The sequence below is a fragment of the Streptomyces sp. NPDC101225 genome (assembly GCF_044767585.1).
Classification (GTDB): Bacteria; Actinomycetota; Actinomycetes; order Streptomycetales; family Streptomycetaceae; genus Streptomyces.
This window is the reverse complement of the sequence record NZ_JBIWOE010000004.1, coordinates 322,933-345,028: the sequence shown is the minus strand read 5'-3', so window position 1 is coordinate 345,028 and position 22,096 is coordinate 322,933. Positions and strand designations below refer to the sequence as shown.

Here is a 22,096-nt window from a genome sequence, read left to right as displayed (position 1 = left end):
CCGGCCTCCGGGCCGTTTTGTGATCCAATCTCCCCCAGGATGTGACCTATCTCCCTAGCGGAGGAGATCTACGCAGGTCAGCGCCGTTACGTCGGTAAACGCCGGGCCCAAAGTCCCGCCCGTTTCGTGACGTTACGCACTGACAGCTGGTTAGTCCGCCCTTCAAGCTGATGTAGGAAGTCGGGGGTCGACTTTGAACCGGGAGTACGTCAGTGAGCGCCATGCCGATCGCCTTGCTGGTCATCACGGCCGCCACCGGCGCCGTGGGTGTCGCCGTCCTGCGCACGCTCATGGTGCTGCGTCGTGAGGTCGCGGTACTGCACACCCAGCTCGCCGAGCACCACCCCGCGCGCGGCCTCGTACCGGCCGCCCGCTCCTCCGAGGCCGACGAGATACGCGCCGCGGTCGCCGCGGCCCTCGCCGAGGAGCGTGAGCGCGAGCTCGCCGAGGCGCGTGCCTTCTGGGCCGCGCAGGAGGCCCGTGACGCCTCCGACGCGCCGTCGTTGCTGGGCCTGCCCGACAGTGAGCTGTTCCTGCCCCGCCAGGCCGATTTCGTGGGTCTGGAGCCGGTGAGCGAGCCGACCGCGGACGCGGACGAGTTCACGGGGGACTCCCCCGAACTGGCCGCGGCCCGCCGCCGCCACCCCTCCCACCCGGACTTCGTCCCGGTGCAGTCACCGGTCGTGAACGACCACGAGCGCACGGTGGCCACCCTGGAGGAGCTGGCCTCCTCGCGCGTCGAACTGGCCGACGTCCGCCCGGGCCCGCTGGGCACCCTCGACGTCTACGTCTTCGCCGACGGCACCACGCTGTGCATGACCCCGGGCCACCGCGAAACGGCCGAGCGCCTCGCGGCGGCCCTGCACTCCGGCGAGACCCCCGTCCTCCTGGGCGGCTCGGGCATCTCCGGCGCGTACACGCTGACGTTCGAGTGCGGCGAGGAGAACGTCTACATCCTGGCCGACCGGGTCATCGCGTCCCTGTAGAGCGCGGGAACCGCCGACGGCCTCAGACACCCGCCCGGGACTGCGCCTCCCCCACGAGCCGCACCGCTTCGTCGACCTGGCCCTCGTCGCCCAGCACGAGCGCCAGGTCATGAACGGCGACGGTGATTTGATCAGCCGCGGCGAACATCCCCGCGTCGGGCATCACCCGGGGCTCCGCCCCGGGCTCCTCCAGGGCCTGCGCCCGCCGGGCCAACTCCCGCGCCAGCGACAGCGCTTCCGCGGCGGCCCCGCGCTGCAGCCGGCTCTGCGGCGCCGCCCTGAGACGGTCGGCGAAATGATCCACGGCACGAGTCAGAGGCGTCGTATCAACCACGGAGCGAGCCTACGCGCCGCCGCACTGTTGCCAACAGGCGAACGCTCAGGCACGGTGACCTGAAGGACCGGCTTACATCCCCATTTTCGTCCGGAGGCGCCGATGTCCCAAGTCTTCTCCGAGGAGACCCATCGCAACCTGCTCGCCCGCATCCCCCACTGCACCGGCCGCGAAGTCACCGACTGGCTTCGCGCCGTCGAAGACGGCCCGGCTCTCTTCAACTTCGAGGAGAAGGTCAGCTGGCTCCGCCACGAGCACAATCTCGCGTACGGCCACGCCAAGGCGATTGTTCACGAGTACGACCTGAGGAGGGCCGCGCGCAAACTGCTCTAGGCGCGCAACTGGACGACGACAAAGGGCCCCGGGAGGAACCCGGGGCCCTTCGCTGTGGGCGGCGGCCGGCGTACGGCCGCCGACCGCTAGTCGTTGCTGTTGAGGATCGCGATGATCCGCAGGAACTCCATGTAGATCCACACCAGCGTCAGCGTCAGGCCGAAGGCCGCCAGCCACGCCTCGTCCTTCGGCGCGCCGTAGGCGATGCCGTCCTCGACCTGCTTGAAGTCCAGGGCGAGGAAGCACGCGCCGAGCAGAATGCCGACGACGCCGAAGAAGATGCCGAGCGGGCCGCTGCGGAAGCCGAGGCCGTCACCGCCGCCGAAGACGGCGAACAGCAGGTTCACCATCATCAGCAGCACGAAGCCGAGCGCGGCCGCCATGACGAAGCCGTAGAAGCGGCGGTTGACGCGGATCCAGCCGGCCTTGTAGGCGACCAGCACCCCGGCGAAGACCGCCATCGTGCCGATCACCGCCTGCATGGCCGCACCGCTCGCGATGCGGTTGTCGACGATGCTGGAGACCACGCCGAGGAAGACACCCTCGAACGCGGCGTACGACAGGATCAGCGCGGGGGTGGCCTTGCGCTTGAAGGACTGGACGAACGCCAGGACCATGCCGATCAGCGCGGCGCCGATGCCGATGCCGTAGGACCGGCTGATGTGGGCGTCGTCGACCGGCAGCAGCGCCCAGGCGAGCGCGGCCGTCACGATCAGGGTGCCGAGCGTCGACGCCGTGCGCAGCACGACGTCGTCGATGGTCATCCGGCCGGCGGTGGTGACCGGGGCCTGGGGCGGGGCGCCCTGCAGCCCCTGCTGGGCGTACGGGTTCTGCGCGTACGGGTTCTGGGCGTAGGGGTTGCCGGCCGGCTGGGCGTACGGGTTGCCCTGCGTGCCGACAGCCTGTCCCCCGGCCTGCGGCGCGGCGTTGAAGCCCGCGTAGCCGTTGTCGCGGCTGAACCCCCGTCGCGAGAAGACCGGGTTTCTGCTCCTCATTGCACTCCTCCATGGCCGCACCACGCGGCCTTGGCATCAAGGGTAATAGGTAGGCAAAGGATTGACCCTAGTGCTTGGGGAGGATCTTTCCCTCGTCGTGCTGCGCAACACGCTAGCCGGATCCGTGATTCCCCTCACCGCGGGGGGCCAGTCATGACCAATCTGCGACATGGCCGGAACCTGCCGGAGATCACTCAGCCCAGCGGGAAGCCCGTGTAGCCCTCGGCGAGGTCGGCCTCGGCGGCCCGCGAGGACGCGATGCGCTCCAGCCGGGCGAGCTGCAGCCGGTCCTCGAAGGGCGTGGCGTCGGGGGCCCGGTGCAGCATGGTCGTCATCTCGTACGAGAACCGCTCGGCCTGCCAGACGCGGCTCAGGCAGGTCTGCGAGTAGGCGTCCAGGAGTTGTGCCGAGCCGGTCTCCTTCCGGTGGGTCAGCGCCCGCGCGAAGGTGACGACGTCCCCGACGGCGAGGTTCAGGCCCTTCGCGCCGGTGGGCGGCACGATGTGCGCGGCGTCGCCGGCCAGGAAGAGCCGCCCGTGCCGCATGGGCTCGTGGACGTAGGAGCGCATGGGTGTCACCGACTTCTGGGTGATCGGGCCGCGCTCCAGCCGCCAGCCGTCCCCGGTCTCCAGGCGGCGCTCCAGCTCCTGCCAGATCTCCTCGTCGCTCCACGCCTCGGCGTCGGTGCCCTCGGGCACCTGGAGGTACAGGCGGGAGACGGACGGGGAGCGCATGGACAGCAGGGCGAAGCCGCGGTCGTGGCGGGCGTAGACGAGCTCGTCGTGCGAGGGCGGGACGTCGGCGAGGACGCCGAGCCAGGAGAAGGGGTAGGTCCGCTCGAAGACGCGGGTCAGCTCCTCGGGGATCGCCTTGCGGGCGACGCCCCGGAAGCCGTCGCACCCGACCACGTAGTCGCACTCCAGGACGGACTCGGCGCCCTCGTGCCGGAACCGGACCCGCGGGCTGTCGCCCGCCGCGCCCTCGATCGCGAGCGCCTCCGCCTCGAACAGCAGCGGGCCGCCCTCCTTCAGCTGGAGCGCGATCAGGTCCTTGCACACCTCCGTCTGGGCGTACACCGTCACCGACCGGCCGCCGGTGAGGGCGGGGAAGTCGACGCGCCGGCGCTTCTTCGCGTACCGCAGCTCGATGCCGTCGTGCCGCAGGCCCTCCCGGTCCATGCGGTCCCCGGCCCCGGCCGCGCGCAGCACGTCCGCCGTGCCCTGCTCCAGGATTCCGGCCCGCTGGCGCCGCTCGACGTAGGCCCGGTCGCGGCTCTCCAGCACGACGGAGTCGATGCCGGCGTCGTGCAGCAGCCGGGCGAGCAGAAGTCCGGCCGGACCGGCTCCGATGATGCCGACGGTGGTACGCATCGGTCGTTCCCTTCGGGTGGGGCGCCTTCGCCTGGTGAAATTTACTTCACCAACTTCTGATGCGAGTCTCCGGCCGCGCCCGCCCGCTGTCAACGTCCGGACGGTGAAGTCTTCAATGAAGGATGCACGGAAACGAGGAGTGGAAGTGCCCGGAGCCGGACTTGAACCGGCACGCCCGCGAAGGGGCAGCGAGGTTTAAGCTCGCCGTGTCTGCATTCCACCATCCGGGCAGGCCATGGGCTCCGCTTCGAGCGCTCCGAGCCTATCGGGATACATCCCTCGAACAGCGGAGCGGCGGACCGATGTTGTCTTATTTTATTGACGTCTGAGGGTGCATCAGCCCGTGGTACGAGCCATCCGCACTTGCCAACAGCCTTGCGTGCGACGGTTCGTGGCGCATGCGGAATGACGGAATTTCACCGCCCGAACGAGGGTGCTCCACCGGTTCTCGACGTATCCGCTCCCGGGCCGCGGTGTCAGGGCTCCCGGTCATCCCCAGGTATGACCGCGCGGCGGGAGGTCCGACCCGAGTCGCCCCCAGGAACCGGAACAGCGGCTGACTCCACGGGCCCGCGCGGCCACCACCATGGAACGCGTCCCCTTCCAGACGTCGTCCCGCGAGGAGTTCCTTCCCGTGACCACCACACCCTCCCCCAGACTTCGTCCGGGGGTGCCCCCAGCCGGCCGGGCCACTGCCACCGTGGCCGCACGCGCCACGGACCTGTCGAAGATCTACGGACAGGGCGAGACCCAGGTGGTCGCCCTCGACCGGGTCCGCGTCGACTTCCGGCAGGCCGAGTTCACCGCGATCATGGGCCCCTCGGGGTCGGGCAAGTCCACGCTGATGCACTGCGTGGCCGGCCTCGACACCTTCTCCTCCGGCTCCGTCCGCATCGGCGACACCGAGCTCGGCTCCCTCAAGGACAAGCAGCTGACCAGGTTGCGCCGGGACAAGATCGGCTTCATCTTCCAGGCGTTCAACCTGCTGCCGACGCTGACCGCGCTGGAGAACATCACCCTCCCGATGGACATCGCGGGCCGCAGGCCCGACAAGGAGTGGCTGGAGTCGGTGATCGGCATGGTCGGCCTCAAGGACCGCCTGGGCCACCGGCCTTCGCAGCTCTCCGGCGGCCAGCAGCAGCGCGTCGCCGTGGCCCGCGCGCTCGCCTCCCGGCCCGAGATCATCTTCGGCGACGAGCCCACCGGGAACCTCGACTCCCGCTCCGGCGCCGAGGTGCTGGGCTTCCTGCGCAACTCCGTGCGGGAGCTGGGGCAGACGGTGGTCATGGTGACCCACGACCCGGTGGCGGCGGCGTACGCGGACCGGGTGGTGTTCCTCGCCGACGGCCGGATCGTGGACGAGATGTACCGGCCGACCGCGGACGGCGTCCTGGACTTCATGAAGCAGTTCGACGCGAAGGGCCGTACGAGCTGATGTTCCGCACCGCCCTGCGCAACGTCCTCGCGCACAAGGCCCGGCTCCTGATGACCGTGCTCGCCGTGATGCTCGGCGTGGCGTTCGTGTCCGGGACGCTGGTCTTCACCAACACCGTCTCCGACGCCTTCCAGAACAGCTCGGCCAAGGGCTTCGACCAGGTCGACGTGGCCGTGCGGGCCAAGTCCCAGGAGGACAAGGGCAACACGATCAGCAGGACGCCCGAGCTGACCCAGGCCATGCTCGACAGGAGTGCCGCGGTGCCGGGCGCGGCGCACGCCGTCGGCGTCGTCAGCGGCTTCACTGCCATCGCCGACCACCACGGCAAGCTCGTCGGCGGCGGCTTCCAGTCGCAGGGCGGCAACTACTGGGGCGGCAAGGACGCCCGGTACCCGCTGACGTCCGGCAGCGCGCCGCACGGCGCCGACCAGGTCGCCATCGACGCCAGGACGGCCGAGCGCGCCGGCTACAAGGTCGGCGACACGGTGCGCCTCTCCGTCGACGGCCCGGTCCTCACCCCGACCATCAGCGGCATCTTCACCACCGACGACGGCAACGTCGCCGCGGGCGGCAGCCTCGCCCTCTTCGACACCGCCACGGCCCAGAAGCTCTTCGGCACGCCCGGCACGTACGACGAGATCGACGTGACGGCCGACGCCGGCACCTCCCAGGGCGCGCTGAAGGCCGGGCTGGACAAGGCGCTGGGCACGAAGCTGGTGGAGACCACCACCGGAACGAAGCTCGCCGACGACCAGGCCCAGCAGATCTCCTCGTCGATGAGCGGGCTGCGGCAGGGCCTGCTGGTCTTCGCGGGCATCGCGCTGTTCGTCGGCACGTTCATCATCGCCAACACCTTCACCATGCTGGTCGCCCAGCGCACCAAGGAGCTCGCGCTGCTGCGTGCCGTCGGCGCCTCGCGCCGCCAGGTGACCCGGTCGGTGCTGATCGAGGCGTTCGTGGTCGGTGTGGTCGCCGGCGTCACCGGCCTGGTCGCGGGCATCGGGATCGGCGCCGGACTGCGCGCCCTGCTGGGCACGCTGGGCGGCAGCGTCCCGGACGGCCCGCTGATCATCACGCCGGGCACGGTCGCGGCGGCCCTCGCGGTCGGCGTCGTCATCACCATGCTCGCGGCCTGGCTGCCCGGCCGCCGCGCGGCGAAGATCCCGCCGGTGGCCGCGATGAACAGCGTCCACGCGAAGGCGACGGCCAAGTCGCTGGTGCTGCGCAACACGCTGGGCGCGCTGTTCGGCGCGGCGGGCGTCGCGGTGGTCCTCGCGGCCACCACGATGGACGGCTCGGACGGCCAGGCCCCGATGGGGCTCGGCGCGGTCCTGCTCATCATCGGCGTCTTCATCCTCACCCCGCTGCTGTCCCGTCCGCTGGTCGCGGCCGCGGCGCCGGTGCTCAGGATCTTCGGCATCTCGGGCAAGCTGGCCCGCCAGAACTCGGTGCGCAACCCGCGCCGCACGGCGGCCACCGCCTCCGCGCTGATGATCGGGCTCACCCTCATCACCGGCATGACGGTGATGGCGGGCAGCCTGCAGAGGTCCATCGACAAGATGGCGTCGTCCGCCATCAGGGCCGACTACGTGGTCTCCATGGCGAACGGCAACGAGCTCTCGCCGGACGTCGACAAGAAGCTGAAGGCGACCGGTGACGTGACCGCCACCAGCCCCCTGCGCAACGTCTACTCGCGCATCGACGGCACGGGCGAGTCCCTGACCGGCGTGAACGGCGCGGCGATCGCGGACCTCACCGACCTGAAGGTGGACGGCGGCGCCTTCAGGGTGGGCGGCGGCCAGGTCGTCGTCGACGAGGACACGGCCACGTCCCACGGCTGGAAGGCGGGTTCGCGCTTCACCGCGCACTACGAGGACGGGAAGTCGACCCCGCTGACGGTCTCCGGCGTCTACGAGGGCAACGAGCTGATCCGCGGCATCCTCGTCGACAGCGCCACCGTCACCCCGCACCTCACCGACCCCGGCGACATGCGGGTCCTGGTGAGGACGGCGGACGGCGCGTCCGGCGCGGCCAAGGACCGGCTGGAGAAGGCCCTCGGCTCCAACCCGGCCATCAAGGTCCAGAGCAAGCAGGACCTCTCCGACGACATCGCGAAGATGTTCACGCTGATGCTGAACATGCTCTACGGCCTGCTCGCCATGGCGGTGATCGTCGCGGTCCTCGGTGTCATCAACACCCTGGCCATGTCGGTCTTCGAGCGCTCGCAGGAGATCGGCATGCTGCGCGCGATCGGCCTGGACCGCAAGGGCGTCAAGCGCATGGTCCGCCTGGAGTCCCTGGTGATCTCCCTGTTCGGCGGCGTGCTCGGCATCGGCCTGGGCGTCTTCTTCGGCTGGGCGGCCGGCGAGCTGCTGGGCACGAAGATGGCGACGTACGAACTGGTGCTGCCCTGGGCGAGGATGGGGGTCTTCCTCCTCCTGGCGGCGGCGGTCGGCGTCCTCGCGGCCCTGTGGCCGGCCCGGCGGGCGGCCCGCCTGAACATGCTGGCGGCCATCAAGGCGGAGTAGTCCTGCGGCGGCGGGGGCCCCGTCCGGCAGCGGACGGGGCCCCCGCGTACGTACTCCCGCAGGCCCCTACGCCCGCGGCGCGCCCCAGGTGCGGGCGCGCAGCGGCATCCCCGAGGCGCCGCCCTCCGGCGCCCGCACCGCCAGCACCTGGTTGACACCGATGCGGTTGCGCTCGAAGGCGAGCGCGGACGCGGCCATGTACAGCCGCCAGACACGGGCGCGCCCCGGGCTCGTCAGCCGCACCGAACGCGCCCACTCCGCCTCCAGGTTGGTCACCCAGCGGCGCAGGGTGAGGGCGTAGTGCTCGCGGAGCGACTCGACGTCGCGCACCTCGAACCCGGCGCGTTCGAGCTGGGTGACGGTGGTGCCGATCGGGGCGAGCTCACCGTCCGGGAAGACGTACGCGTCGATGAACTCGTCGACGTCGTAGGCCGATTCGTCGCGCTGCGGCCTGCGGGCGATCTGGTGGTTGAGCAGCCGTCCGCCGGGGCGCAGCAGGCCGTACAGGTCCCGGGCGTACTCCAGGTACCGGTCCGCGCCGACGTGTTCGGCCATCCCGATGGAGGAGACGGCGTCGTAGGGCCCGTCGGCGACGTCCCGGTAGTCCTGCACCCGGATCTCCACCCGGTCGGTCAGCCCCTCGTCCGCGACGCGCTTGCGGGCGTAGGCGGCCTGCTCCTGGGAGAGCGTGACGCCCACGACGCTCACGCCGTGCTCGCGCGCCGCGTGGACGGCCATGGAACCCCAGCCGCAGCCGACGTCGAGCAGCCGCCGACCGGGCTTCAGGTCGAGCTTGCGGCAGACGAGTTCGAGCTTGTCGCGCTGGGCCTCCTCCAGCGTGCCGCCCTCGCGCCAGTAGGCGCACGAATACACCATGGACGGGCCGAGGACGATCCCGTAGAAGTCGTTGCCGACGTCGTAGTGGTGGCTGATGGCCCGCTTGTCGCTGCGCCGGGTGTGCAGGTGCGCGGGCGGCCTGCGGACCTCCTCGCGCGGCGGGGCGGGCGGCAGCGGCAGCCCGGCCACCTTCACCAGCCCGCGCGCCGCGGCCCGCACCTGCGGGTCCCGGAGCGCCTGGAGCAGGGTCCTGGAGTCCTCGCCGCGCTCCCACACCAGCGACGCCACCAGGTCGAGGGTGGTGTAGAGGTCTCCCTCGATGTCCAGGTCGCCCGCCACCCAGGCCCGGGCCAGACCCAGTTCCCCGGGCTTCCACAGCAGCCGGCGCACCGCCCGGCGGTTCCGCACGACCAGCGCGGGCGCACCCGGGGGCCCCGCCTGCGAACCGTCCCAGGCGCGGATGCGCACCGGCAACGGCACCCCCAGCAACTGCTCGACGAGGCTCTTCAGCCGCAGCGCGGCGTCAGCCATGGCGCACACCTCCGTGACAGCGATCCCGGAATGTCCCAGCACCACGTAAACACCTGAGGGCGGCTCGCGCAGTCCCTGGCGCGCGTTACGACCGAGTAAAATGCATGCAGCGCCCATCTATTTCTTGGCGCCCGGCGCCCCGCACACGCCGAAGGACCTCCCGCACCACGGATGGCGGGAGGTCCTTCGGTCGGATCGGCGGGCTCCGGTCAGGAGGCCTTCGCGCCGGACCTGGCCTTCTCCGGCCGGGCGGCCGGCACCGGCTTGGCGGCCTCGTAGAACTCCTCGCGCGGGTGCTCCATCGCGCCGAGGGAGACGACCTCGCGCTTGAGGAACATGCCGAGGGTCCAGTCGGCGAAGACACGGACCTTGCGGTTCCAGGTCGGCATCGCCATGCCGTGGTAGCCGCGGTGCATGTACCACGCCAGCCGGCCCTTGAGCTTGATCTTCATCTTGCCCAGGACGATCATCGCGACGCCCTTGTGGAGGCCGAGACCGGCCACCGCGCCCTTGTTGGCGTGCGCGTAGTCCTGCTGCGGGAAGCCCCGCATGCCGGAGATCACGTTGTCGCCGAGGACCTTGGCCTGGCGCAGCGCGTGCTGGGCGTTCGGCGGGCACCAGGCGTTCTCGTTGCCCGCCTTGCGGCCGACGAGGTCCGGGACCTGGGCGTTGTCGCCGGCGGCCCAGATGTAGTCGGTGCCCTTGACCTGGAGGGTCGGCGCGCAGTCGACGTGACCGCGGGGACCCAGCGGCAGGCCGTAGCGGGACAGGACCGGGTTCGGCTTGACGCCGGCCGTCCAGACGATGGTGTTGGAGTCGACCTCGAGGCCGTTCTTGAGCACCACGTGGCCGTCGACGCAGGAGTCCATCGAGGTGGAGAGGTAGATCTCCACGCCGCGGCTCTCCAGGTGCTCCTTGCCGTAGGAGCCCAGCTTGGGGCCGACCTCGGGCAGGATCTTGTCGGCGGCGTCGACCAGGATGAAGCGCATGTCCTCGCGGGACACGTTCTTGTAGTACTTGGCCGCGTCGCGGGCCAGGTCCTCGACCTCGCCGATGGTCTCCGCACCGGCGAAGCCGCCGCCGATGAAGACGAAGGTGAGCGCCTTGCGGCGGATCTCCTCGTCGGTGGTGGAGTCGGCCTTGTCGAGCTGCTCGAGGACGTGGTTGCGCAGGCCGATGGCCTCCTCGATGCCCTTCATGCCGATGCCCTGCTCGGCGAGGCCGGGGATCGGGAAGGTACGGGAGACCGCGCCGAGCGCGATCACCAGGTAGTCGAAGGGCAGCTCGTACGCCTCGCCGACCAGCGGGGCGATCGTGGCGACCTTGCGGTCCTGGTCGATGGTGGTGACCCGGCCGGTGAGCACCTCCGCCTTCGGCAGCACGCGTCGCAGCGGGACGACGACATGGCGCGGGGAGATGTTGCCGGCGGCGGTTTCGGGAAGGAAGGGCTGGTAGGTCATGTACGACCGGGGGTCGACGACCGTGACGGTCGCCTCTCCGTAGCGCATCTTCTTCTGGATGCGCCGAGCTGCGTACAGGCCTACGTACCCACCGCCTACTACGAGGATCCTGGGACGCTCCGTGGTGCTCATGCCATCGAGTATCCACCTGCCTCAGGGGGTGGGTTCGTGCGCCCCTTCACAAGCATCGGCAGGGGCTGTGTTATCCTCCGCGGCCCACTTGACAGGGGTCGCCGCGCGGCGGGGTGCGCCGGGGCGGTACGTCCCGTTGTCAATGCCGCGTGAGCTGGCTCTCCGTCCCCGGGCGGCCACCGTGAGCCCTCCGAAACACCCCTGCGAACGGCCCTTCCGCGACGCCCTCATCTGCCCCGATTGAACACGTTCAAGGGCCTGTTGACCCCCGAAAGGCTCAACCGGGCACCGTTTCACGCTTCCACGAGGCGGAATTCCTTGTGAAGAACTTCACGAACTTTGTCGGCGGGGCGCCGCCGAGAGGCCCCGAAAGGCCCCTCGGGCACGCTCATACGCTATCCGACCTGCTCGTCCGAGAGCTACTCACGGGTAGTAAAGAGACCTATGCCACCGACCACGCGATGCCGTCGAGGATGTCGTGCTCACTCACCACGACCTCCTGCGCGCCGGTCCGCTCCATGATCGAGAGCAGCACGAGGGCACCCGCCGCGATGACGTCGACGCGCCCCGGGTGCAGGGAGGGGACGGCCGCGCGCTCGGCGTGGGTGGAGTGCAGCAGCCACTCGGTGATCTCGCGGACCTTCTCGCGCGGGACGCGGGAGTGGTGGATGCGCTCCGAGTCGTAGGCGGGCAGCTCCTGCGCGATCGCCGACACGGTCGTCACCGACCCCGCGAGCCCGACCAGCGTGCGCGCCTCGCGCAGCGGGACGGTCTCCTCCGCGAGGTCGAGAGCCCGCTCGATGTCGGCCCGCACGGCCGCGATCTGCTCCTCGGCGGGCGGGTCGGTGACGGCGCCGTCCCGGACGAGGTGGCGCTCGGTCATCCGCACGCAGCCGACGTCGACCGAACGCGCCGCGCGCACCCGGTCGTCGCCCACGACGAACTCGGTGGAGCCGCCGCCGATGTCGACGACGAGGTACGGCCTGGCCATCGCGTCGCTGCCGGCCAGCTCCTTCGTCGCGCCGGTGAAGGAGTACTCCGCCTCCTGCTCGCCGGTGATGACCTCGGGCTCGACGCCGAGGATGTCCACGACGCCGCGGACGAAGTCGTCGCGGTTGGCGGCGTCCCGGGAGGCCGAGGTGGCCACGAAGCGGACCTGGGCGGCACCGAGCCCGCGGATCGCCTCCGCGTACTGGCGGCAGGCGGCGAAGGTGCGCTCCAGCGCCTCGGGAGCGAATCGGCCGGTGCGGTCCACGTCCTGCCCGAGCCGCACGATCGTCATACGCCGGTCGAGTTCCAGCAGTTCGCCGGTGGCCGGGTTGCAGTCCGCGACCAGCAGCCGGATGGAGTTGGTGCCGCAGTCGACGGCGGCGACCCGGGTGAACCCGGCGGGCACCGGCGGGGCGCCGGCAAGGACGGCGCCGCGGATCGCGGCGGGGTCCGCCACCTCGCCCTCCTCGCCGGGGTGTTCGTCCGCCGGGTCGGGCGCGGCGAGCGGCTGCACGCACGGGCCCTTGCGCCACCACTCCGGCAGCATCGCGATGGCCTCGTCGCCCAGGGGGTTCACCCCCGGGCCCGCGGCCAGGGAGTGGCCGACCAGCACATGCAGGCACTTCACCCGGTCCGGCATGCCGCCCGCGCTCGGGAAGCCCTCCAGGACCTCGATGGCGTCGCGGCGGGCGAGGTAGTCCTCGTGCGCGGCGCGGTAGGCGGCGGCCAGCTCCGGGTCGGTCTGCAGCCGTTCGGTCATCTCCTTCATGACGCCGTTGGCCTCCAGCGTGCCGATCGCGGAGGCGGCGCGCGGGCAGGTCAGGTAGTACGTCGTCGGGAAGGGCGTGCCGTCGGGCAGCCGCGGCGCGGTCTCGACGACGTCCGGCTGCCCGCACGGGCAGCGGTGCGCGATGGCGCGCAGCCCGCGCGGCGGCCGTCCGAGCTGCTGCTGGAAGGCTTCGACGTCCGCGGCGGTGGGCTCGGTGCGCGGGGTGGGCGGCGGGGGCGTGTGCATGCCTGTCTTTCTGCTTGTTCAGCGGTCCGCCGGCCGGAGCGCCGGGGGACCGGTCGGAGGCGTCGGTTCACCGGCCGGCGGCGTCCGACGTGTCGACGTCGTCCCAGACGTTGGTGTACCAGGGGCGGTCGGCCGCCCCCAGTTCGGACCGCGACTGCCTGGCCGCGTTCGGGTCGACGACGATGTAGCCGGTCTCGCCCGGCAGCACGTAGTGCAGCCGCTGCCGGATCTGCTGCTCGGCGTAGGAGTCGTCCTGCCAGCGCGCCTTGAGGTCGCGCAGCTGCTCGACCCGCTCCCGGGCCTGCTGCTTCTGCCGCTGGAGATCGGAGATCTGGGAGCGCTGGGAGACGTACTGCCTTATGGGATACGCGAGGGCCACGACCAGGGAACACACGACCAGGGCGAGCAGGGCCGCGCGGCCGGTCAGACGCGAGCGGCGGGCCTGCCGCTTGGTCTGGGAGCGGTAGACACGGGCCGCCGTCTGCTCGCCGAGCAGCTTGATCCTGGTCGCGGTCGAGAACCGGTCCCGGTCCTTCACGGCCATGTCCCCGCCTCCCGGTCACACGTGCGTACGTCCCCGCACACGGTACGGGACCGGTACGGGGACGTACGTACGACTGGCTAGGGCTTGACCCCGAAGGGCCCTTTCAGTCGGCCCGCCTCGAACGTGTCAGCCCTTGAAGCGGGGGAAGGCGCTGCGGCCCGCGTACACCGCGGCGTCGTCGAGGATCTCCTCGATGCGCAGCAGCTGGTTGTACTTGGCCACGCGCTCGGAGCGGGCCGGGGCACCGGTCTTGATCTGGCCGCAGTTGGTGGCGACGGCGAGGTCGGCGATGGTGACGTCCTCGGTCTCGCCGGAGCGGTGGGACATCATGCACTTGAAGCCGTTGCGCTGGGCCAGCTCCACGGCGTCCAGGGTCTCGGTCAGCGAGCCGATCTGGTTGACCTTGACGAGCAGCGCGTTGGCGGCGCCGTCCTCGATGCCGCGGGCCAGGCGCTCCGGGTTGGTGACGAACAGGTCGTCGCCGACGATCTGGACCTTGTCGCCGAGCTTGTCGGTGAGGACCTTCCAGCCGGCCCAGTCGTCCTCGAACAGCGGGTCCTCGACGGAGACGAGCGGGTAGGCCGCCACGAGCTCCTCGTAGTACTCCGTCATCTCGGCGGCGGAGCGCTCCTTGCCCTCGAAGAGGTACTTGCCGTCCTTGTAGAACTCGGAGGCGGCGACGTCGAGCGCGAGGGCGACCTGCTCGCCGGGGGCGTAACCGGCTTCCTTGATGGCTTCCAGGATGAGGTCGAGGGCCTCGCGGTTGGAGCCGAGGTTCGGGGCGAAGCCGCCCTCGTCGCCGAGGCCGGTGGCCAGGCCCTTGCTCTTCAGCACCTTCTTGAGGGTGTGGTAGACCTCGGTGCCCCAGCGCAGCGCCTCGGAGAAGGACTCCGCGCCGATCGGGGCGATCATGAACTCCTGGATGTCCACGTTGGAGTCGGCGTGCGAGCCGCCGTTCAGGATGTTCATCATCGGCACCGGCAGCAGGTGCGCGTTCGGGCCGCCGAGGTAGCGGAAGAGCGGCAGGTCGCTGGCCTCGGAGGCGGCGTGGGCGACGGCGAGGGAGACGCCGAGGATGGCGTTGGCGCCGAGCGAGCCCTTGTTGTCGGTGGCGTCCAGGTCGAACATGGCCTGGTCGATCAGGCGCTGCTCGGTGGCGTCGTAGCCGACCAGCTCCGGGCCGATCTGCTCGATGACGGCGAGGACGGCCTTCTCGACACCCTTGCCCTGGTAGCGGCCCGGGTCGCCGTCGCGGAGCTCGATGGCCTCGAAGGCGCCCGTGGAGGCGCCGGACGGGACGGCGGCACGACCCGTGCTGCCGTCGTCGAGGCCGACCTCGACCTCGACCGTGGGGTTGCCTCGGGAGTCCAGGATTTCCCGGGCTACGACGACGTCGATGGACGGCACGAGCATCTCCTTCATGGATGTGACGCGGCTACTGCAGTAGCGCGGTGGCTCTGCGAGACGAGCCTAACCGCCCGAGGCCGATCGGCCAGCCGGTCGCCCACCCCTTGAGCAGAACCGAGAGTAAATTGTTTCCGAACGGAACAAAAACCGGCACGAAAGCACGCGTGCGCACGCGCACAGCAGAACCCCGCCCCGGTGCGTACGGGGGAACACGCACCGGGGCGGGGAGACCGTGGGGACGGGGCCGGACCCTCACGTGCCCTCCATGCTGGAGGACACGGCTGTCAGGGCGCTGTGGTCCGGCTACCGGCCCGCTGTCACTTGAGGTGCAGCTGCTGGCCGGGGTAGATCAGGTCGGCGTCCTGGACGATGTCCTTGTTGAGCTTGAACAGCTTCGACCAGCCGCCCGCGACGTGGTGCTTCACGGCGATGGAGCTCAGGGTGTCGCCCTTGACGACCTTGTACTCGCCGTCGCCCTTCTCGACCTTCTTGCCGGTCGGGGTGGTGACGGTCTTCTGGCTCTTCTGCGACTTCGCGGCCGGGCGCTCGGAGGAGCGGGAGGCGGCCTGCGACTCGGTGTGGGTGGTGGTGCTCGGCTTCGAGGCGGCGGCGCCGTTGTAGGCGGCGCCGGACAGGCCCGTGCCGCAGACCGGCCAGGCACCCTTGCCCTGGGAGGCGAGCACCTTCTCGGCGACGGCTATCTGCTGCGCCTTGCCGGCCTGGTTGGCCTGCGGGGCGTAGGCCGTGCCGCCGTACGCGGCCCAGGTGGAGGCGGAGAACTGCAGACCGCCGTAGTAGCCGTTGCCGGTGTTGATGGACCAGTTGCCGCCCGACTCGCACTGGGCGACCTTGTCCCACTCGGAGGCGGTGGCGGCGGAGGCGTTGCCGGCCGCCATCAGCGGGGCGGCGATGGCGACACCGGTCAGGCCGGCGAACGCGGCGGCCCGGGTGGCCTTGGAAGGACGACGGTGCTTGCCCTGGCCGGAAAACAGCATGGTTGATCCCCTCACCGACGCCTGCGAGGTGAGCTGTCGGGTTCGGGCCGGTTGAGTTGCCCGGTCGTGCCTCGCTCCCGCTCGGCACGGCTACACCCCAAGCCGCCACCAGCAACTTCCCGGTGGGGCACTTACCTTGGGTCCCCCGCTCCTGCCTACGGCGCTTGACGCGACGACTGTTCCCGTGCGGCCGCTGGCAGGATTCGGCGTTGCGGCGGACGGGGCCCGTGTTGACGAGCGGTGAAGACCGTAGACACGCGATCCGCGGAAATTCAAAGACGATCAGGGCTTCTGAGACTCATCCCACACTTTCACCAAACCGGACATTCCGCGGCGAAGTATGACGTGAACTCCCGTTGGATTTCGCCCTATTCGCCACCGAGTCGCAGGGTCTGACCGGCCGCGATCCGGTTCGGGTCGTCGCCGATGGCCTTCTTGTTCTCGTCATAGAGCGCGCGCCATCCGCCGCTCACGTCACGGGAGTCGGCGATGGACGCGAGAGTGTCGCCGGCCCGGACGGTGTAGGTGCCGGCCGCGTGGCCGTCGGCCCCGGTCTCGTCGGCGCTCGCGCCACGGTGGCGGCCGCCGCCGAGCGCGCCGGTGTCGACCAGGCTCCAGGAACCCGCGGACTGCTCGGAGTTGTCCGAGTCGTCCCCCTTCGCCCGCTCCGCGGGGGAGGTGCCGCCCTCCCGCGCGGCGCTCGGGGCACGACGGGAGGCGGACCCGGACGGCGACGCGGATGCGGTGGATTCGGGTGAGTTGTCCGCCTTGCCCGTGGAGGCCGAAGGGGACGGGCCGGAGGAGGAGTCCAGGAGGGAGCCGTCGGACGAATCCGACGAAGAGGACTCGCCGGACGAGTCGGACGAGGAGGTGCCCGAGGAGTTGGACAGGCCGAAGGAGCTGCCGGACGACCCGGAGCCGGACGAGTCGTCACCGCCGCCCGGCACACCGGTGTCGATGTCCGCCGCGTCGGATTCCTTGCTCAGCCCGGTGGTCAGGCCGCAGGTGTGGAACGCGCCCACGCCCCGGTCCGCCAGGACCTTCTGGGCGACGGCGATCTGCTGGTTGCGGCTGGCCAGGTCGGGGCGGGTGGCGTAGTCGAGACCGCCGTACGCGTCCCAGTCGTCCTGGGTCAGCTGCAGGCCGCCGTAACGGCCGTCGCCGCTGTTCTGGCTCCAGGCTCCGCCGGTCTCGCACTGCGCCACCTTGTCCCACGTGCCACCGCCGTCGGCGGCGCTCGCGCCCGAGGCGGCGAGGAGCGGGAGGGCGATCGCGGAGCCGGTCACCCCGGCCGCGACGACGAGGGCGGGAGCCTGGCGGGGGCGACGGTGTCGACCGTTCCCGGAGAGCATGCGAAGGCCTTTCGGAGACAGCATTGACCGGCGCGGCGCACGGTCCTCGGCACAGCGCACTGGTGGGTGAACGTATCGGCTGACGATCACTTGTCACAAGTTAATGCCGCGTAGATCACGTGAAGATCACATAGTTGAAGGCGTGTCATCTTTGACCGCCTCCGACGCGGCGGCACGAGCGCCGCCCGGTGCCGATACGGTCGTGCCGTGAACGTCCCGAACTCCGCCCCCGAACTCTTCACCTGGGAGTTCGCCTCGGACCCGTATCCGGCCTACGCCTGGCTGCGCGAGCACTCCCCCGTCCACCGGACGACACTGCCCAGCGGTGTCGAGGCCTGGCTGGTCACCCGCTACGCCGACGCGCGTCAGGTGCTCGCGGACGCACGGCTGTCGAAGAACCCCGACCATCACGCCCCGGACGCGCAGGGCAAGAGCCGGACCGGCATCCCGGGCGAGCGCGGCGCCAACCTGATGACGCATCTGCTGAACATCGACCCGCCGGACCACACCCGGCTGCGCCGCCTCGTCTCCAAGGCGTTCACCCCGCGCCGGGTGGCCGAGTTCGAGCCCCGGGTGCAGGAGCTGACGGACGGTCTCATCGACCGGTTCGCGGCGCGGGGCCGGGCCGAGCTGATCCATGAGTTCGCCTTCCCCCTCCCCATCCACGCCATCTGCGACCTGCTCGGCGTCCCGCGCGAGGACCAGGACGACTTCCGGGACTGGGCGGGGATGATGATCCGGCACGGCGGCGGGCCGCGCGGCGGGGTCGCCCGCTCGGTGAAGAAGATCCGCGGCTATCTCGCCGAACTCATCCACCGCAAGCGCGGCGACCTCGGCGAGGACCTGATCTCGGACCTCATCCGCGCCTCCGACCACGGCGAGCACCTCACCGAGAACGAGGCCGCCGCGATGTGCTTCGTGCTCCTGTTCGCCGGCTTCGAGACGACCATCAACCTCATCGGCAACGGCATGTACGCGCTGCTGCGCAACCCCGGGCAGCGGGCCCTGCTCCAGGAGTCGGTCGAGCACGGCGGCACGGCGCTGCTGGACACCGGTCTGGAGGAACTGCTGCGCTACGACGGCCCCGTGGAACTGGCCACCTGGCGCTTCGCCACCGAGCCCCTCACCCTCGGCGGGCAGTCCATCGCCACCGGCGACCCCGTCCTGGTCGTCCTGGCGGCGGCCGACCGCGACCCGGCCCGCTTCTTCGGCCCGGACACCCTCGACCTCGCCCGCCGCGACAACCAGCACCTCGGCTACGGCCACGGCATCCACTACTGCCTCGGCGCCCCCCTGGCCCGCCTGGAGGCCCGGACGGCGCTGGGGACCCTCCTGCGCCGCCTGCCCGACCTCGACCTCGCGGCCGACCCGGCCGACCTGCGCTGGCGCGGCGGACTCATCATGCGGGGGCTGCGGGAGCTGCCCGTGCGCTTCACCCCTCGCGAGCGGGCCCGTCCCGGCGAGCGGCCTCCTCGGTCCGTCTGATCGCGTCGCGGTAGGCACGGGCCGCCGCGCGCAGTGCCGCCTCCGGGTCCACGCCCTCGGACTCGGCGCGTACCGCCAGGGCCAGCAGCTCGTAGCCGACGCCCTCCCGCCGGGGCAGGGGGACGTCGAGGCCCGCGGTCCGGGTGCGGGAGGCCAGCTTCGCGGCGAGGGCCAGGCCCGGCTGGCCCAGGGGGACGCCCTCGGTCACCGAGGTGCGCCGCTTCTCCACCGCCTTGGTGCGCAGCCAGTGCTCCTTGACCTCCTCGGGCGTCGAGGCGGTCGCGTCCCCGAAGACATGGGGGTGGCGGTGGATGAGCTTGGTGACGATGCCGGCGGCGACATCGTCGACGGAGAACGGCGCCTGCGGGTCCTCCTCGGCGATACGGGAGTGGAAGACCACCTGGAGCAGGACGTCGCCGAGTTCCTCGCGCAGTTCGTCGCGGTCGCCGTCCTCGATCGCCTCGACGAGCTCGTAGGCCTCCTCGATGCCGTACTTCGCCAGGCCCTGGTGGGTCTGGCGGGAGGACCACGGGCACTCGGCGCGGATCCGGTCCATCACCTGGACGAGGTCGAGCAGGCGGGCGCCGGGCAGGTCGTAGGAGGCGGGCAGCAGCTCCAGCTCCGGCATCTGCACACGTCCGGAACCCGCGAGGCGCGCCAGGCCGTCGGTGAGCGCCGGCTCGCCCTCGCCCGTCGCCACGACCACGACCGTGTGCCCGCCGCCGCACGCGCCGACCAGTTCCTCGGCGGTGGGCGCGTCCTCGGCGACCGCTATCCCGGCCTCGCGCAGATACGGCAGCTGCGGATGGGCGCCGTCCGCGCACAGCACGCGGTCGGCGGCGTGCAGCGCCTGCCAGGCGGGCCAGGACAGCAGGCCGGGCGCGACGCGGTGGCTGGTGGTGAGCAGGACGATGCGGCCGGCAGCCGCCGCGGAGCTGGTTGCGTTCACGATCCGAACGTAACCCACGCCACCGACGGCACCGGAAGGTGTCCACAGGCGGCGGGCCGTTACGCCGGCTGCTGCGTCCCGGACGTCGTGACCTCGCGCACCCACGGCGTCTTGGCGTCGACGCGGCTGCTCTGCTGGACGTCCCAGGCGCCGTAGCGCGGGTTCAGGTCGACGTTCAGTTCCTTGGACGCCTTGGACAGGGCGTTCCAGAAGGGCGGCTTGCTGGTGTCGGTGCCCAGGCTCTGCGCGAGCTTCTGCGCCTCCAGCTGGAGGCGGAGGTTGTCGTCGAGGCGCTCCGGCGCGACGCCGTACTGCTGCAGCCAGGCCGTCTCGAGCGCCTTGGCGCCGCCGACCTGCTGTTCCAGGCCGGTGCGCATCTGCTGGATCTCCTTGGGCGTGACCGTGATGTCCGCGTCCTGGGCGGCCCGGTGCAGCACCCGGTCGAGGACCATGCTGTGCAGGGTGTCGCGGGTGAGGGAGCTGGTCTGCGAGACGGCCTGCTGGTACTGGGCGTCGTCCTTGACGGCCGCACGCTGTGCCGTGCGCACCTCGTTCACCCGGTTCTCCAGCTGCGCCACGGTGATCCGCTGTCCGCCGACCACGGCGGCCGCGCCGGGATGCGCGTCGCTTCCGCAGGCGGTGAGCAGGGGAGCCGCGGCGGCGATCGCGGCGGTGAGGACGAGCGCGGAGCGACGGCGGCGGTGCAAGGAAGCCTCCCGAGGAGATTGTGCGACGGTGCACAAAGTCTTGCGGTGATCGATGGTATGCAGCGGCCAAGCTCTGGCCAACCCATTCGACCAACGATTCACCCCGACTTCAGGCACCGTCGCCTCCCGCCGGGGCGCCCACGCGCGCGTGGGACGTCGCCGGCCCGTGACGGCAGAGGGCCCTAGCCGCGCACCTGTCCCAGCCATTGCAGCGTCCGCCGGACCTCCGCCGCGAGCGGGTGGCCGGGGCCGCGCAGGCGCTCCAGGTCCATCAGCAGCCGGGCGAGGGTGTCGTGGGCGGCGGCCCGGTCGCCGAGGGCGAGCAGCAGCAGGCCGATGCGGCGGCGGACGTCGTGGGCGAGCTCGGGGTCGCCGGCCACGTACTGGTTCTCGTAGTACGGCAGCAGCGCGCGGTACTCGGCCAGCGCGGCCGCCGGTTCGCCCAGCGACTCCAGGCACTGGGCGGCCTCGTAGCGGAAGCGGAGCGACTGGGGATCGGCCTGGCCGGCCTCGGCGGCGCGCTCGTCGGCGAGGCGGCGCAGTTCCGGCAGGGCGCGGCGGTACTGGCCGTCGTCCATGAGGGTCGCCGCGTACTGCTTGCGCAGCGTGCGGACCACCGGCGAGTGCTCGCCGTGCTGTTCGGCGGCGGCCGGCAGGATCGCGCCGAGGATGTCGACGGCCTGGGTGATGCGGCCCTCGCCCAGCAGGCGCTTGACCTCGTCCACGGCGCGGGCGACGTCCGGTTTCTCGGCCTTCTCCACGGCGGGTGGGACCGGGGCGGGCCGGGGCGCCGGGGTGCGGGCGCGGTCCGGCCAGGGCGCGTGCGGGCGCAGGAAGGGACGCGTGGGGTCCAGGGGGGCGCCGGTGGGTGTCCCGCGCGCGGGCAGGAGCAGCTCCAGGTGCTCGTAGACCTCCTGGGCGGCGGCCGGGCGGTGCAGCGGGTCCTTGGCGAGCAGCCGCAGCACGAGCGCCTCCAGGGCCTCGGGCACCTCGGGGCGCAGCCGGCGCACGGGGACCGGCGGCTCGTAGAGATGCCGGTGCAGCACGCCGAGCGCCGTCGAGCCCGCGAACGGCACGTCGCCGCTGAGGAGTTCGTGCAGCAGCACACCGAGCGCGTACAGGTCGGTGTAGGGGCCGACCGCGCCGCCCATGGCCTGCTCGGGCGCCATGTAGGCGGGCGAGCCGATGGGCGAGCCGGTGTGGGTCAGGCGCGTGGTGTCGGTGTCCATCACCGAGGCGACGCCGAGGTCGAGGACGGTGACCGTGCCGTCCTGCTTCACCATCACGTTGCGCGGCTTGAGGTCGCGGTGGACGATCGGCACAGCGTGCACGGCGCTGAGGACCGCGCACAGCTGCGCGGCGACCGCGACCGCCCACTGCCAGGGGTAGGGGTCGTGCTCGGCGAGGTGGTCGGAGAGGTCGGCGCCGTCGACGTACTGCATGACGAGGAAGAGCTCCTCGCCCTCGCTGCCCGCGTCGTGCACGGTGACCAGGCCGGGGTGGTCGACCTGCGCGGTCACCCGGCACTCGCGCACGAAGCGGCGGCGCAGCTCGTCGGCCTCCTGGCCCGCCACCTTGTCGGGGCGCAGCAGTTTCACCGCCACGCGCCGGTCGAGCCGCTGGTCGTAGGCCGTCCACACCTGGCCCATGCCGCCCTGGCCGATCAGCGTGGACAGCGCGTACCGGCCGGCCACCACACGCCCGGTCGTCG

Annotated in this window: 18 protein-coding genes, 1 tRNA gene, 1 pseudogene and 1 riboswitch; of the genes and pseudogenes, 5 read left to right on the top strand and 15 right to left on the bottom strand. The window is 71.4% G+C overall.

The window, feature by feature from the left end:
* Window positions 1-212: 212 nt before the first annotated feature.
* Window positions 213-986: a hypothetical protein gene (locus tag ACIRPX_RS08380; protein ID WP_404190054.1), complete on the top strand. Its 774-nt coding sequence runs from the start codon at window positions 213-215 to the stop codon at window positions 984-986.
* A gap of 22 nt (window positions 987-1,008) precedes the next feature.
* Here ACIRPX_RS08380 and ACIRPX_RS08375 read toward each other — a convergent pair whose 3' ends face one another.
* Window positions 1,009-1,320, bottom strand: coding sequence for a hypothetical protein (locus ACIRPX_RS08375; RefSeq protein WP_404190051.1), 312 nt, complete (start codon window positions 1,318-1,320; stop codon window positions 1,009-1,011).
* Window positions 1,321-1,422: 102 nt separating this feature from the next.
* Between ACIRPX_RS08375 and ACIRPX_RS08370 the strand changes: the two genes are divergently transcribed.
* Window positions 1,423-1,653 carry a DUF4287 domain-containing protein gene (locus tag ACIRPX_RS08370; protein ID WP_384263702.1) on the top strand — a complete coding sequence of 77 codons (231 nt, stop codon included), beginning with the start codon at window positions 1,423-1,425 and terminating at the stop codon, window positions 1,651-1,653.
* Between the two features lie 86 nt (window positions 1,654-1,739).
* On the opposite strand, the gene ACIRPX_RS08365 is transcribed toward ACIRPX_RS08370, so the two are convergent.
* The 3 genes from ACIRPX_RS08365 to ACIRPX_RS08355 form a co-directional block, all read right to left on the bottom strand.
* A complete protein-coding gene (locus tag ACIRPX_RS08365) occupies window positions 1,740-2,648 on the bottom strand; it encodes a Bax inhibitor-1/YccA family protein (protein ID WP_404190048.1) in 909 nt (302 codons plus the stop codon).
* 194 nt (window positions 2,649-2,842) lie between these two features.
* The gene (locus tag ACIRPX_RS08360) at window positions 2,843-4,018 is read right to left on the bottom strand and encodes a 4-hydroxybenzoate 3-monooxygenase (RefSeq protein WP_404190045.1); all 1,176 of its coding nucleotides are present in this window, start codon (window positions 4,016-4,018) and stop codon (window positions 2,843-2,845) included.
* Window positions 4,019-4,164: 146 nt separating this feature from the next.
* A tRNA-Leu gene (locus tag ACIRPX_RS08355) sits at window positions 4,165-4,248 on the bottom strand.
* Between the two features lie 356 nt (window positions 4,249-4,604).
* Between ACIRPX_RS08355 and ACIRPX_RS08350 the strand changes: the two genes are divergently transcribed.
* Entirely contained in the window at window positions 4,605-5,453 is an 849-nt protein-coding gene (locus tag ACIRPX_RS08350) for an ABC transporter ATP-binding protein (RefSeq protein ID WP_404190042.1), read from the top strand.
* Window positions 5,453-7,981: an ABC transporter permease gene (locus ACIRPX_RS08345; RefSeq protein ID WP_404190039.1), complete on the top strand. Its 2,529-nt coding sequence runs from the start codon at window positions 5,453-5,455 to the stop codon at window positions 7,979-7,981. Before ACIRPX_RS08350 ends, ACIRPX_RS08345 begins: the two co-directional genes overlap by 1 nt.
* 66 nt (window positions 7,982-8,047) lie before the next feature.
* Here the strand turns inward: ACIRPX_RS08345 and ACIRPX_RS08340 are convergent, their stop codons facing one another.
* From ACIRPX_RS08340 to ACIRPX_RS08305, 8 genes and pseudogenes are all read right to left on the bottom strand, one after another.
* Window positions 8,048-9,349, bottom strand: coding sequence for a class I SAM-dependent methyltransferase (locus ACIRPX_RS08340; protein WP_404190036.1), 1,302 nt, complete (start codon window positions 9,347-9,349; stop codon window positions 8,048-8,050).
* A 209-nt stretch (window positions 9,350-9,558) separates the two neighbouring features.
* Window positions 9,559-10,941, bottom strand: a complete 1,383-nt coding sequence (locus tag ACIRPX_RS08335; RefSeq protein ID WP_404190034.1) for an NAD(P)/FAD-dependent oxidoreductase — start codon at window positions 10,939-10,941, stop codon at window positions 9,559-9,561.
* 442 nt (window positions 10,942-11,383) lie between these two features.
* Window positions 11,384-12,337: an exopolyphosphatase gene (locus ACIRPX_RS08330; protein WP_404190268.1), complete on the bottom strand. Its 954-nt coding sequence runs from the start codon at window positions 12,335-12,337 to the stop codon at window positions 11,384-11,386.
* Window positions 12,338-12,544: 207 nt separating this feature from the next.
* Window positions 12,545-12,946, bottom strand: a pseudogene (locus ACIRPX_RS08325) (DUF501 domain-containing protein); the annotation flags it as partial.
* A 67-nt stretch (window positions 12,947-13,013) separates the two neighbouring features.
* On the bottom strand, window positions 13,014-13,490 hold the full coding sequence (locus ACIRPX_RS08320; protein ID WP_404190031.1) for a septum formation initiator family protein: 477 nt from the start codon (window positions 13,488-13,490) through the stop codon (window positions 13,014-13,016).
* Between the two features lie 126 nt (window positions 13,491-13,616).
* Window positions 13,617-14,903 (bottom strand): phosphopyruvate hydratase, encoded by a 1,287-nt coding sequence (gene eno, locus ACIRPX_RS08315; protein WP_404190265.1) that lies wholly within the window; start codon window positions 14,901-14,903, stop codon window positions 13,617-13,619.
* A 311-nt stretch (window positions 14,904-15,214) separates the two neighbouring features.
* A complete protein-coding gene (locus ACIRPX_RS08310) occupies window positions 15,215-15,892 on the bottom strand; it encodes a transglycosylase family protein (RefSeq protein ID WP_404190028.1) in 678 nt (225 codons plus the stop codon).
* Window positions 15,893-15,895: 3 nt separating this feature from the next.
* Window positions 15,896-16,065: riboswitch (cyclic di-AMP (ydaO/yuaA leader) on the bottom strand.
* A 195-nt stretch (window positions 16,066-16,260) separates the two neighbouring features.
* Entirely contained in the window at window positions 16,261-17,244 is a 984-nt protein-coding gene (locus ACIRPX_RS08305) for a transglycosylase family protein (protein WP_404190025.1), read from the bottom strand.
* A gap of 207 nt (window positions 17,245-17,451) precedes the next feature.
* On the opposite strand from ACIRPX_RS08305, the gene ACIRPX_RS08300 reads away from it, so the two are divergent.
* On the top strand, window positions 17,452-18,729 hold the full coding sequence (locus tag ACIRPX_RS08300; RefSeq protein ID WP_404190023.1) for a cytochrome P450: 1,278 nt from the start codon (window positions 17,452-17,454) through the stop codon (window positions 18,727-18,729).
* Here ACIRPX_RS08300 and ACIRPX_RS08295 read toward each other — a convergent pair.
* The 3 genes from ACIRPX_RS08295 to ACIRPX_RS08285 form a co-directional block, all read right to left on the bottom strand.
* Window positions 18,677-19,678 (bottom strand): nucleoside triphosphate pyrophosphohydrolase, encoded by a 1,002-nt coding sequence (locus tag ACIRPX_RS08295; protein WP_404190021.1) that lies wholly within the window; start codon window positions 19,676-19,678, stop codon window positions 18,677-18,679. The two genes, ACIRPX_RS08300 and ACIRPX_RS08295, sit on opposite strands and share 53 nt — an antisense overlap.
* Window positions 19,679-19,737: 59 nt before the next feature.
* Window positions 19,738-20,385, bottom strand: coding sequence for a SurA N-terminal domain-containing protein (locus tag ACIRPX_RS08290; RefSeq protein WP_404190018.1), 648 nt, complete (start codon window positions 20,383-20,385; stop codon window positions 19,738-19,740).
* A 182-nt stretch (window positions 20,386-20,567) separates the two neighbouring features.
* Complete coding sequence (locus tag ACIRPX_RS08285) at window positions 20,568-22,082, bottom strand: protein kinase (RefSeq protein WP_404190262.1); 1,515 nt, start codon at window positions 22,080-22,082, stop codon at window positions 20,568-20,570.
* Between the last annotated feature and the right edge of the window lie 14 nt (window positions 22,083-22,096).